This is a genomic window from Chloroflexota bacterium, from assembly GCA_014360905.1.
In the GTDB taxonomy this organism is placed as follows: Bacteria; Chloroflexota; Anaerolineae; order UBA2200; family UBA2200; genus JACIWX01.
Genome location: JACIWW010000042.1, coordinates 1 through 12,474 on the forward strand (window position 1 = coordinate 1; position 12,474 = coordinate 12,474).

The 12,474-nt window shown below is 53.8% G+C and carries 12 protein-coding genes and 1 tRNA gene; 6 read left to right on the forward strand and 7 right to left on the reverse strand.

Translation table 11 applies throughout. The features are described 5' to 3' along the window. The 4 genes from H5T67_12410 to H5T67_12425 form a co-directional block, all read left to right on the forward strand. Nucleotides 1–160: hypothetical protein (locus tag H5T67_12410; GenBank protein ID MBC7246107.1), on the forward strand; the 160-nt coding region annotated here is incomplete at its 5' end. 148 nt (nt 161–308) lie between these two features. Then, nucleotides 309–392, forward strand: a tRNA-Leu gene (locus H5T67_12415). Nucleotides 393–470: 78 nt separating this feature from the next. Then, complete coding sequence (locus H5T67_12420) at nt 471–1,394, forward strand: ketose-bisphosphate aldolase (protein MBC7246108.1); 924 nt, start codon at nt 471–473, stop codon at nt 1,392–1,394. A 57-nt stretch (nt 1,395–1,451) separates the two neighbouring features. After that, nucleotides 1,452–2,486 (forward strand): 6-phosphofructokinase, encoded by a 1,035-nt coding sequence (locus tag H5T67_12425; GenBank protein ID MBC7246109.1) that lies wholly within the window; start codon nt 1,452–1,454, stop codon nt 2,484–2,486. A 144-nt stretch (nt 2,487–2,630) separates the two neighbouring features. Here H5T67_12425 and H5T67_12430 read toward each other — a convergent pair whose 3' ends face one another. The 4 genes from H5T67_12430 to polX all read right to left on the reverse strand — a co-directional run bounded on the left by H5T67_12430 (nt 2,631) and on the right by polX (nt 7,492). After that, nucleotides 2,631–3,098 carry a YbaK/EbsC family protein gene (locus tag H5T67_12430; protein ID MBC7246110.1) on the reverse strand — a complete coding sequence of 156 codons (468 nt, stop codon included), beginning with the start codon at nt 3,096–3,098 and terminating at the stop codon, nt 2,631–2,633. A gap of 65 nt (nt 3,099–3,163) precedes the next feature. Continuing rightward, entirely contained in the window at nt 3,164–5,080 is a 1,917-nt protein-coding gene (locus tag H5T67_12435; GenBank protein ID MBC7246111.1) for a PD40 domain-containing protein, read from the reverse strand. A gap of 72 nt (nt 5,081–5,152) precedes the next feature. Beyond that, nucleotides 5,153–5,566, reverse strand: coding sequence for an SH3 domain-containing protein (locus tag H5T67_12440; GenBank protein MBC7246112.1), 414 nt, complete (start codon nt 5,564–5,566; stop codon nt 5,153–5,155). 195 nt (nt 5,567–5,761) lie between these two features. After that, nucleotides 5,762–7,492, reverse strand: a complete 1,731-nt coding sequence (gene polX, locus H5T67_12445; protein ID MBC7246113.1) for a DNA polymerase/3'-5' exonuclease PolX — start codon at nt 7,490–7,492, stop codon at nt 5,762–5,764. A gap of 320 nt (nt 7,493–7,812) precedes the next feature. On the opposite strand from polX, the gene maf reads away from it, so the two are divergent. Together maf and H5T67_12455 are read left to right on the forward strand one after the other, a co-directional pair. Next, the gene (gene maf / locus H5T67_12450; GenBank protein ID MBC7246114.1) at nt 7,813–8,412 is read left to right on the forward strand and encodes a septum formation protein Maf; all 600 of its coding nucleotides are present in this window, start codon (nt 7,813–7,815) and stop codon (nt 8,410–8,412) included. A 13-nt stretch (nt 8,413–8,425) separates the two neighbouring features. Next, nucleotides 8,426–9,292, forward strand: a complete 867-nt coding sequence (locus H5T67_12455; GenBank protein ID MBC7246115.1) for an amidinotransferase — start codon at nt 8,426–8,428, stop codon at nt 9,290–9,292. A 17-nt stretch (nt 9,293–9,309) separates the two neighbouring features. Here the strand turns inward: H5T67_12455 and ade are convergent, their stop codons facing one another. The 3 genes from ade to H5T67_12470 all read right to left on the reverse strand — a co-directional run. Further along, nucleotides 9,310–11,019, reverse strand: a complete 1,710-nt coding sequence (ade, locus tag H5T67_12460) for an adenine deaminase (protein ID MBC7246116.1) — start codon at nt 11,017–11,019, stop codon at nt 9,310–9,312. 82 nt (nt 11,020–11,101) lie between these two features. Continuing rightward, entirely contained in the window at nt 11,102–12,196 is a 1,095-nt protein-coding gene (locus tag H5T67_12465; protein ID MBC7246117.1) for a substrate-binding domain-containing protein, read from the reverse strand. Next, nucleotides 12,193–12,474, reverse strand: a 282-nt coding sequence (locus tag H5T67_12470) for a hypothetical protein (protein MBC7246118.1), incomplete at its 5' end; no start/stop codon positions are given. The genes H5T67_12465 and H5T67_12470, both read right to left, overlap by 4 nt.

The following is a 12,474-nucleotide window of genomic DNA, read 5'->3' on the forward strand; positions in this document are numbered from 1 at the left end:
CCATTTGGGGTATACTGGGGATGAGCATATCGCCTTGCTACCACCTATCCTGCTCGACCCAATTAGTACCGACCTGCTGCTCGCTTGTGACAAAGAGGCTGGTAACGATCTATTGGCCACTTACACTTACAACACGACGAGGGAATCGAGAAGGTCTTGAGCGTCGTTCTGAGCGAAGCGAAGAATCTCATGGTCTGTATTGTCGAGATGCTTCGGACACGCCTCAGCGTGACAAATGGGTCTTTTTCAATATCCCCAACGCGAATAATTTGACTAAACGCCATAATTTTCTTATACTATAAGTGCATGCCGAAGTGGCGGAATGGTATACGCGGCGGTCTCAAAAACCGCTGGGGGTTAACCCTGTGTGGGTTCGAATCCCACCTTCGGCATGGCGAATACAACAAGTGGCGATGATGCCAACGGGGCTACGAACATAGCCCCGTATTTTACGCTACGAGGAGGAGAGGATGCCTCTGGTAACTAGTAGAGAAATTCTATTAACTGCTTTAGAGAATCACTTCGCTGTTGGAGCTTTTAATGCTAACAATATGGAGCAGGTGCAGGCTATTGTGGAGGCAGCCGAAGAAGAGCGAGCCCCGGTCATCCTGCAAGTGAGCCAGGGGGCAATCCGTTACGCTGGGCTAGAGTTTGCCGCCAGCATGGTAAAAACTGCGGCCAGCCTGGTTACTGTGCCGGTTGTGCTGCACCTGGATCATGGGTACGACTTTGAACAGAACGTGCTCTGCCTGCGAGCTGGCTTCACATCCCTGATGTACGATGGCTCCAAGCAGCCATTTGAGGTGAATGTCGCTACGACCAAGAAAGTCGTTGAAATCGCACATATCGCCGGCATCCCGGTGGAAGCGGAATTAGGCCGGGTTGCTCAGTCAACCGAGAAGCTATCTTACGAGGAAATCTGCGCGTTGATGACCGATCCTTATCAATCCAAGGAGTTCATCGAACTTACCGGCGCAGATTCACTGGCTGTAGCTTGTGGTTCTGTCCATGCCATGAAGGTGCAAGAGGCAGAACTGGATATCGCACGGATAAAAGCAATCCACGAACAGATTCCGCACACGCCATTGGTGCTACATGGCTCGTCAGGGGTCAAGACCGAGAGCTTCCTCGAAGCTATCCAACACGGTATCTGCAAGATCAACGTGGCCACCTACCTCAACCAAGCGTTCACACGTGGACTGAGGGAAGCAGTGGCAAAATATCCTGACGAAGTGGACCCGCGCAAGTTCTTGACCCTTAGCCGAGAGTACGTGAAGGAAGCCGTGCGTGAAAAGATTCGGCTCTTTGGAAGCGCGGGCGTAATTGATTCAAGTGGGGGGTTTCGCAGTTTTCCCAAGCAATTTCGCAGTGCGGAACTCGGTGCTGCGGAATAGCGAAAACAGGACCGAGTATACTGGTAGTTGTACAGGAAGAACAAGAGGAGGGAATACATGCGGATTGGAGTTTTAACTGGCGGAGGCGATGTGCCTGGGCTCAACGCCGCCATTCGCGCGGTAGCCAGGCGTGCCTTTGAGTATGGCTGGGAAGTCTACGGCATCCACGATGGCTGGAAAGGTCTTCGCGACGGCATTATCAAACCTTTAGAGCGCTCGGATGTCTCTGGCATCCTGCACCGGGGCGGAACCATCTTGGGCTCATCGCGCACGAACCTAGCCAAAAAGCCCGGGGATATTGAGAAAGCTCTCGAAAATGCCCAGAAATTTGGGCTTGACGCGGTAGTAGCGATTGGTGGAGATGATACGTTGGGCGTTTGTGCCCAACTAACCAAACGCGGCTTGCCTGCGGTGGGTATTCCCAAAACAATGGACAATGATGTGCCTGGCACAGATTACTGCATTGGCTTCAACACGGCAGTGACAACGGTGGCCGATGCACTGGACAAATTGCACTCGACTGCTGAAGCGCATCATCGCGTCATCGTGGTTGAAGTAATGGGGCGCTATACGGGCTGGGTAGCGGTAATGGGAGGCCTGGCTGGTGGCGCTGATTACATCCTTACGCCGGAAAAGCCGTCCAGCATCGCGGCAGTATGCGAGCATATCAAGCGTCGTTGGGCGATGGGCAAAAAGTTCAGCATTGTCGTGGTCGCAGAAGCAGCCAATATCGCGGAAATCTACACAGAGGAAGCAGAAGCTGAAAAGCGCAAAGATGAATTTGGCCATATTCGGCTGGATCTACGCGGCCTTGCCTCTACCGTGGCTACCGCAATTGAAGAACGCACTGGCTTCGAGACCCGCTTCGTGGTATTGGGACATCTGCAACGTGGAGGCTCACCGACCGTTTTCGACCGCGTGCTTGCCACCCGCATGGGCGTCTATGCCGTTGATCTAATCAAGCAAGGCAAATTCGGGCGCATGGTTGCTCTGCAAGGTGACAAGATCACGGATGTGCCATTGGAGGAAGTTGCGGACAAAAGAAGGGAAGTGGATCCAGACCTGATCGAGCTGGCGCAACTGTTCTATTAGGAGTCAGAGCGATAATCAGTAACCCAGATTCCTCAGCTTGCGTTGCAGGCAAGCATAAACCTTTTTCACATGGTTAGAAAAATCGAGGGGCAAGGCAAGAACCTGCCCCTCTTTTCGATCTGAAAAAGGAGTGCTTACGCCGAACTACTGGGTGCTGAAATCCCCCACTATAGGCTGGGCAATCCGTTCGAAATCAGCGTACGCTATGCGCATAATCTCGCGATGCGAGCCAGCGGGAAAGGCGATTTCTGGCTGGGTAGTGAGCGTGCGATCAACGCAGAGACGCAGATTGTAGAGGCTACCAAAGGGCGGCATGGCTCCTACCTCGCAATCCGGGAACAGCCCAGCGAATTCCTCCTCTTTGGCGAGGCGTACATCCTTTGCTTTGAGCACCTTCTTCACCTTGGAGAAATCGAGCCTGTATGGCGCTGGAAGCACCAGCATGACCCATTCCTCATCTGCTTTTACCATGACTACCTTAGCCATCTGCTCCCCTGGAATATGCAACAGAGCAGCCAGACGCTGTGCGCTATAGATTTCCGCATGTTTCGATACACTGAACTTGACTCCTGCTTCCCGAAACATCTTCTCCAGTCGTTTCCTGCATGTCATGATCTCACCTCCCTGTAGCAGCAAGTTATTAAGCCCTTCCTTATATACTGATTTTTCCCAGCGCATCAATCAGCCCAGGCAGGAAATTCATCTGCTGCTGGATGCATAGTCAGGTTGCGTAGCCACCACCCATCGCGACGTACGATGTAAATTTCCGCATTGCCATCGCGCCAGGACGTGAAGGCCAGCCAATTGCCGTCATTTGCCCAACTAGGATAGCGGTTTGCGGCACTCGCAGGCACCGTGTAGGTCAGGCGTGTGATCCTTTGCGGGATAGCTACCAAGTCAAGAAGGTAAAGCTCCAACGCCCCATCTCGCGCTGAAGTGAAAGCAATCTCTTGACCAGTTGGTGACCAGGCAGGGAAAGCATCAGAAGCCGGATGGTCGGTCAGGCGCGTCTCGGTGTAGCTGGTCAGATCATATAAGTATAGCTCATAATTGCCATCGCGCTCTGAAGTGAAAACCATCTTCTGGCTATCGGGGCTCCAGGAGGGATAACTATCCCATGCAGTGTTGTGAGTCAGTTGCATCGCGCCTCCGCCAGTGGCGTTCATCACAAAGATCTCCCAGTCGCCATCCTCATTGGATACATAAGCAATGAATGCTCCATTGGGCGACCAGGCGGGATGAATTTCATCCGCAGGGCTGAAAGTGATCTGCACCACACCACTGCCATCAGCATTCATAAGGAAGATATCGCTGTTTCCAGTGCGATCGGAGACAAAGGCCAGGCGGTCATGCGTTGGAGACCAACTGGGGTTTCCATCCTGCGCTGGGTTCAGGGTCAGATTGCGCAAATCCGAACCATCTGCATTCATCACATAGACTTCTTGGTCGCCATCACGTTCGCTAGTGAATGCGATGCGCGGCATGATTTGCACAGCAGGTGTAACTGGCCGAGCTGTCGGTGTCGCAGGTGGAATCGTTGGCGTCGTCACAGCCAGCAACGCCGCGAGATTGGAGCCCTTGCACCAACCGGTATGACTTGTACCTACAACTTGCACCCGGTACCAAGGTACTCCATCTACCCATCGCGGCCACTCGAGCGCCAGCACCTTGGTTCCGCGCGGCATGCCCAAGATCACAGCATATTCCTCACCTGTTCCCGTATGCAATCCAGCTACATCGCTAATGACGACTGCCTGACTGCCAGGCGAAATGGGTTCGTACGGCGTAGGGCTGGCAACAGCCGTGAGGATTGGGGTGTTCGTTGATCGTGGAGGCGATGTCGGAATCTGAGTAGGTGTCGCTGTCGGCGTAGGAGTATCTGTGGATACAGGCGTGAGTGTGGGCCAGAGCAGAGGACCACGGAACCATCGCCATAGCCCCCCTGCCTTGGCTGCGTAGCCTAACCAAGATCGCTGCATGATCCGCCCATTGGACCGCACTGTAGCCTGCACACGTACCTGGGCGACGTCGTTATAGACCTTGCCTAGCATTACGCCGGACGCAAGCATATCCACGGGGCCAACGGAAAAATCAATGAGGTCATATGGCCGCTGCTGTTCCATGTAACGGATGAATTCCTCACGGCTAAACAAGATTTGAACGTCAGGATGTAGCAGCTCGTACTGCCGTCCAAATTCATGTTGTCTCTCGTAATTGTAAATGATTTGAAAAGTAGTAGAAGCATCAGGTATCAGATCCACCACAAGAGGGAAACCGGCACGGGGACGGATTTGTGCCGTCTCGTAGCCTGCTGCTGTGATGGTGATCATCTCCTCGCCGAGCGAAGGTATGCAGAAAGCACCCTCCACATCGCTCAGCGCCGTAACGGTGCCCGCCTGCAACCTTGCTGCCACAATAGGCAACTTGGTGATTGCGTCACGGATCTGACCCTGCGTCAGAATCACTGCTGTGGTTGGAGTAGCCAAAGTGGAGGGCCACAGCTCCTGCTTATATTGCTGCAACAATGCACAACTAGCCATCGCCAGCACAAGCAATAACAGCAGCAAACTCCGGAACCAAGCCCGTTTGTACATGGAAACCGCCTCCTTCATCTTACCGTGCAGCGTCATCGCGATCGGACGCGAATGAAGAGCAGTATATGGGAGCTAGGGAACTAGGGGAACAAGCCAGTCGCCAGCTACCCAACCGACGAGCCCATCGACCGTCTGTACCTTCCACCATTTGTGGCCATCAGCTAACTCTGGCCCCTCTATCACATTCAATTGTGTTTCGTCCGGCAGCAACTGCAATATCTCCGCTGTCAGGCCTGGCCCTGCACGGAGGCGAAGTTGTTGCGCCCCGGTGCCCTGGACCACTGCCCGCCCTCCAGGCATAAGTTGAGGTTGCGGTGTAGGGGTAGCGGTAGGCATAGGCGTAAAAGTTGCGGTCCAGGTTGGGAGTGGGGTGAAAGTAGGCAGCAGCGTAGGTGTAGCTGTTGGTGCAGGAGGGCGCGATTTCAACCTACCAGCAAGCCCAGTGACCTGGCACAGACCAATGACAGCGGCTATGACCAAAGCCAAAGCAACAAGCACCTGCCACGCAGGTGCACGCTGCAATCCTCACGGTGCCCTGCGCCGTGTCTGCCTTTCTTCGGGCGTTCCTTCTGTGCGCACTGCGTCGGGTGACATAGATGTTCTCCTTTATGTTTGTAAGACGTTCGTTAGTAGCGCTTTGTGCCAGGATCTTTCTACACTAACTACGGCAAGTACCTGTCATTAGCGCTTTGCTTTACGCTCTTTCAGTGCAAATCGCTCGAGAAGCTGCGCTAAAGGCAGTGTATTCACGATATGGCAAGCCTCAGCCCAACCCCGGCGCGCCGCAGCCACGCCGTATTCCATTACTTCAAGCCCATTCACGCTGTGCGCATCAGTGTTGATAGCCAATTGCACTCCCAATTGGATGGCTTGCCGAATATGGATATCATCCAAATCCAAGCGATTGGGCGTGGCATTTACTTCTAGGATAGTGTTGGTCTCTGCTGCTACCTGCAACAGCATATCGAGGTCCACGTTGGCTGCTTCTCTTTGCCCCAACAGACGACCTGAGGGGTGCCCGATGATGTCCACATGAGGGTTGCGCATGGCGCGTACAACGCGGGCAGTGATAGTCTCCTTGTCCTGCCGCAAGCCGCTGTGGACAGAAGCAATCACCACATCCAACTCACGTAGCACCTCGTCAGGGAAATCGAGCGTGCCATCGCCGCGTATTTCTACCTCAGCCCCGTGCAGCAAGCGAAAGCCCGAAAAGCCCTCATTCAACTTTTCAATTTCCGCCCATTGCTGTCTCAGCCTGGCTACATCCAATCCTCTGGCTACCCCGAGGCTTTGCGTATGGTCAGAGATCACTAGGTATTCGTAGCCCAGTTTCTGCGCCGCATAAGCCATTTCGGACAGGGTGGCCACCGCATCGCTCCAGTCGGTATGTACGTGAAGGTCTCCACGAATATCGCTGCGTTCGATAAGCTTGGGCAGCTTGCCTTGCTGGGCGGCTTGCACTTCTCCCCGGTCTTCGCGCAGCTCAGGTGGTATCCAAGGCAGGCCGAGGGCGTGGTAGACATCCTCTTCGCGCGGACAAAGCAGCTCCTGATCACCCTGCTTGAAGCCATATTCGCTGAGGCTGAGGCCTTTGCTCAAGGCCAGTGTCCGCAGTGCTACGTTGTGCTCTTTGCTACCGGTGAAATACTGTAACAAAGAGCCATAGTGTTCCGGTCTCAAAGCACGAATGTCCACCTGCAAGCCATTGTGCAGGATGACGCTGGCGCGGGTGGGGCCATGTGAGAGAATCTCTGCCACCTGTGGCAATCGGACAAAAGCGGCGGTAGCTCGTTCAGGTTCTGCACAAGCAGCTAAGAGATCGATATCGCCGACTGTATCTTTCATCCGTCGCAGACTGCCTACAGGCTCCACTGTGTCAATGCCCAATTCCTGACGCAAAGCCCGGGCCAATTCACTAGCCACAGGCCAGGCTACACCCAGCGGGATGCGCGTCGTGCGGCGATAGAGCGATTCAATACCTTCTAGGATGCGTTGCTCGGAACGGATGCCCAAGCCGGGCAGATGGCGCAGTTGTCCTGCACGGGCAGCGCGCTCCACGTCGGCCACACTCATTGCTCCCAATTTCTCCCAAAGGAGTTTTGCCGTTTTCGGACCTACATCGGGAATGCTCAGCAGACTGACTACGCCAATAGGGATTTCTTCCTGAAGCTCCTCATAGTAGCTCATACGCCCGGTGCTGAGCAACTCATCGAGCTTCTTTTCCAGTGCCTCGCCAACGCCAGGGATTTCGCGCAGCTTGCCCTGGCGCCATAGCTCATTGATATCGCGACCCAAGGCTTCGATATTGTCTGCTGCCTTGCGATAGGCCAACGCCTTGTAAACAACCTCGCCCTTGATTTCCAGCATGTCGGCGATAAGCCGCAGCAGGTCAGCCACCTCGCGATTGGTCACAGGCAACCTCCAGGATAATTATAGTCGAAGAGGGATAATTTAGCAATGCAGTCATCTGAGTTTGGGCATTCCTGCAAACCCGGCTTTGTTATTCTGATTCACTCAGAGTTAAAAAAGGGAAGTCAGATTCCTCTCTTCACTCAGGATGACCCACAGTCCGGGTATAGCTTTGCGCGGACTGTGACCTACACAGAGTAGAAAGGCCGCGCATTTGACTTGGCTATGGCTGCCTCGCTATAATCTTGCCAATGTGTGCATTCAACCGTCATGCTGAACTGACATTGATCCTTGCTTCTAGCTCGCCCAGGCGCAGGGCGCTATTGGCTCTCCTGGGTTTGCCTTTTGTCGTACATCCAGCCGAAGTGGAGGAGGTGAATCATGAGGGCGAGGATGCTGCGACGATGGTAGCCCGTCTCGCGCAGGCTAAGGCGCATGCAGCACGGGCTGGGGTACAGCAAGGTCTGATTGTAGCTGCAGACACGGCAGTCTATTTGGATGGAGAGGTATTAGGCAAACCGAAAAGCCCTGCCGATGCAGTGTCAATGCTGCGTCACCTGAGAGCACGACCTCATAAAGTCTTTAGTGCTGTGACCGTGCTCGATGCATCATCCGAGCGTATGCGCACCGAATTAGCGCAGAGCACGGTCTGGATGCGAAATTATAGCGATGAAGAGATTGCCACCTACGTGGCCAGTGGCGATCCTTTGGACAAGGCAGGTTCGTATGCCATTCAATACGCTGATTTTGCCCCAGTGGGACGCATTGAAGGTTGCTATGCCAATGTCATGGGATTGCCGCTCTGTCATCTGTACCGTATACTGCGCGAATTCGGATTGACCCTGGAGGAGAGTCCTGTTGCTGCCTGCGATCATTTCAACCAGCGCAGGTGCAATGTGGCTGGGGAGATCCTCAGCAGATAGCAGGAGTATGCCAATGAGAAGCTTTGGCAGTCAAAGTATGGTCGAACCTCTGCGCAAGGTAGTGGTCAGGCGACCGGATCGCGCTTTTGCTACAGCTGATCCTTTGCGCTGGCATTATAAGGATCGCCCTGATTGGGAGATAGCTTGCCAAGAGCATGATGCCCTTGTCGCGATACTGCGCCAAGCAGGGGTAGAGGTGGTCTATCACGAAGAATTCCTGCCTGATCATGCTGATGCGATCTTTGTCCACGATCCGGCGATTGTCACTGATAGGGGAGCCGTGATTCTGAAAATGGGCAAAGCGTTGCGTGAAGGCGAAGAAGCAGCCATGGCGCGCTGCTTCAAGAAACTAGGAGTGCCCATACTCTACGCCTTGCATGGTGAAGCGCAGGCAGAGGGTGGAGACCTGCTCTGGCTGGATCACGATACCCTGGCTGTAGGACAAGGTTTCCGCACCAATGCAGAAGGGTATAGACAACTGCAGGAAGCTCTGCAGGGCCTGGGGGTTGAGCTGATTCCCGTCCCACTGCCCTATTGGGGAGGGGCAGAAGCCTGTCTGCATCTGATGTCGCTCATTAGCCTGATTGATCACGATTTGGCGGTAGCCTACCTTCCTCTGCTACCTGTGCCGTTTTGGCAATACCTGACCAGACGTGGCTTCCGCTTCGTGGAGGTCCCTGATGAGGAGTTTCAAACCATGGGACCCAATGTGCTGGCGCTTGCTCCCCGTCAATGTGTCGTGCTGGAAGGTAACCCGGTCACCAAACGAAGACTGGAAGAAATGGGGTGTCAGGCATTCCCTTTCCCGGGTAACGAAATCTCGCTCAAGGCAGAAGGTGGCCCAACTTGTTTGACCAGACCCGTTCTGCGTGGCGATTAGGACAGCGGATTACATGCTCAATCCTCAAACAATGGCACGAACTTGAACTGTGTAACGTCAACCAATCCCTTGTCAGTGAGCTTCAAAGCGGGGATAACGGGCAAAGCTAGGAATGACAAGGTCATGAAGGGATCGTGTAGATCTGAGCCCAGATCGTGCGCCACGGTGAGCAGCTTGTTCAGAGCTGCATTGACTTCTTCATAGGGACGATCGGACATGAGCCCTGCAATGGGCAAGGGCAGTGAAGCCAGCACTTGCCCATCCGCCACGGCTACAAGTCCCCCGCGCAAGCGCTCCACTTCGTGGGCTGCAAGCAGCATGTCTTCATCATTGGTACCTACAACCACGAGGTTGTGCGAATCATGTGCAACAGAAGAAGCCAATGCTCCTCGCAGGAGTTTCAGTCCCTTGACAAAACCTAGCCCGATGTTTCCTGAAGCCAGATGGCGTTCGATCACGGCCATCTTGAGTATGTCCCGCTCCACATCTGCTATGGCGAAGCCATCCTTGCTTTTGACTTCTTCCAGAAGGCTTTCGGTCACGATTTCATGGGGGACAATGCCGATCACCTTGACCCATTTGCCAGCTACAGGCAGTTTCAGATCGTTGGCAGTGCTCCAGTTGATGTTCATTGAACTACGCAGAGGTACATCCTTTGGTTTTTGAGCCAGGGGTAATAGTTTGCCTTCCTTTGCCACCAACTGTCCGCTGCGAAAAACCATCTGCACGTTGAAATCGCTCAGATTATCCAGCACGACTAAATCAGCCCGCATGCCTGGCGCAATCGCCCCCTTGTCCTTGAGCTCAAAATAGCGCGCTGTATTGATGGTTGCCATCTGAATTGCAATAACGGGATCCAAACCGAGTTGGATGGCTTTGCGGATGACAAAGTTCATATGTCCTTCATTAAGCAAGTCAGGAAGGTGCCGATCGTCGGTTACAAACATGCAGTTGCTAGCATTGCTCCTCGTGACCAAGGGCAGCAGGCTCTCCAGGTTGCGTGCGGTGGTTCCCTCGCGGATCATGATATGCATGCCTAGTTGAAGCTTCTCTTGCGCTTCCTCAACGGTAGTACACTCGTGATCGGAGCCGATTCCTGCGGCCACATAAGCGCACAGGTCCCGTCCTGACAGGCCTGGTGCGTGGCCATCGATCACCCTGCCACTGGCTACTCTAATTTTGTTCAGTATCTCCCAGTCACGGAAGATCACGCCTGGGTAGTTCATTACTTCACCTAGGCCCAGCACCCACTCGCTGCCCAACATGGCGGCAATGTCCTCTGCCGTCAGCTTGGAACCAGCAGTTTCCATATCTGTAGCAGGCACACAAGAGGGCAACATGACATACACGCTGAAGGGAGTGTACTTGCTGGATTCCAGGATGTAGCGGATGCCATCTAGTCCAAGTACATTGGCAATCTCGTGGGGGTCACAGATCACAGTAGTTGTGCCTTGCGGTACGACCACCCTGGCGAACTCGGGTACACGTAGCATGGAGCTCTCAATATGCACATGTCCGTCTATGAAACCAGGGCATAGATATTGCCCCTGTAGGTCAATCACTTGGCGGGCACGATAGTCGCCCAGGCCAACCACGCGAGTGTGATGGATGGCTACATCAGCAGGATGAATGGTGCCGGAGAATACATTGATAACGCGTGCGTTCTTGAGTAACAGATCAACTTCGATTTCTCCCCTGGCAACCTGGATCAATTCTTCGAGTTGCATCATTGCCCTCCGAAGCTTTTTGCCATTATACACCAATCTGTCAAAGGGATGAAACCAGAACCACAAGGCTTCAGGCGCTGTTTTATGGCTTGAACATCTTCTCGATCCATGTATCGGGTAGGTCGTGCACAGCCCAGTAGTGATCGCTCAAGTCTGGGTGATAATAGCGGTCTATTGCGCTCTCATCGAACATCTCGTAAGGGAATTCCACATAAGCCGGAACAGGGTTGCCGGTCAGCACTTCCGTTGCCAGATCAACGCAACGCAGCCCCAGATTGGCTCCGCCTGTTAGTCCAATGAAACGCACACCATGCTCTTTGGCCATGCGCAACCAGCCGTTCCAATCGTCTGCACCAGCGATGGGTGGAATCGCTCTACCGACCTCCACAAACGCTTGGGCAACTCCTTGTGCTACCACTCCGTTGTTGACCAACACCCCATCTATGGCAGAAAACTGGTTCAAGACTGCGCTCATGGCTTCTTTTGCTGCAGTGCTTGACCAGAAGCATGTTGTTTCTTTAACCCGCCGTATGTGGGGTTGTGCATCCAAATAATGATGAACACCCCTTTGCCATGCCTTTTTGTCACCAGCTGCGGGTTCGCTCACCAGGATCGCCACGTTTCCGTTGGGGACTACACGACAGAGCCAGTCGGCACAGATGGTGCCTCGTTCTTCTTCGTTCGTGGTAACCAAGCTGACATAGGGAGCATTCTGCACAGTGCTGGAGAGCAGGATAACTGGAATGCCCTTGTCCATTGCCTCCCTCAGGCCTGCGGCTACCACGGCGTGGTCGAGTGGGTCAATCAGGAGCAGGTCAATGTCCTTTGCCAGCAACTTTTGGATGTCCTGAATCTGCTTGTTGGGATCCCAATTAGCAGGGATGGAAAAATATTCTCTGAAGCGCCCCTTATATTTCTCCTTGATACCGTACTCGATATGGGCGCTTAGCATGACCAGCCAAGGTGACAAGTCACCTCGCGCGGAGCGTCCAATCCGCCAAGGTGGTGCCTTTTTATAGCATTGTGTATCAATCCAACCGGTTGGAGCTGGCAAAGAGGATGGGGTCAAGATAGTGCGGCGACACCCTGGCAAGAAAAGCACGAGGGCTGCGCCCGCTGTCATCTTGATGAAATCCCGCCGTTTAACTCCCTGCTGCTTTGCTTTCTGATCTCTCATTGGCCTGCCTTGTACACGTATGTGGCTACATTATCCTGCGAATACTGCTCGTTGTCAACCAATTTGAGCGGTAGAGTTAGGGAGTGTTTTAGTTCCCACGTGTAAGTGGCCAATAGATCGTTACCAGCCTCTTTGTCACAAGCGAGCAGCAGTTCGGTACTAATTGGGTCGAGCAGGATAGGTGGTAGCAAGGCGATATGCTCATCCCCAGTATACCCCAAATGGCGCAAGACGGCCAAAGGAGGCTTTTGCTCCATGCCCACGCCAAAGTGGGGGCG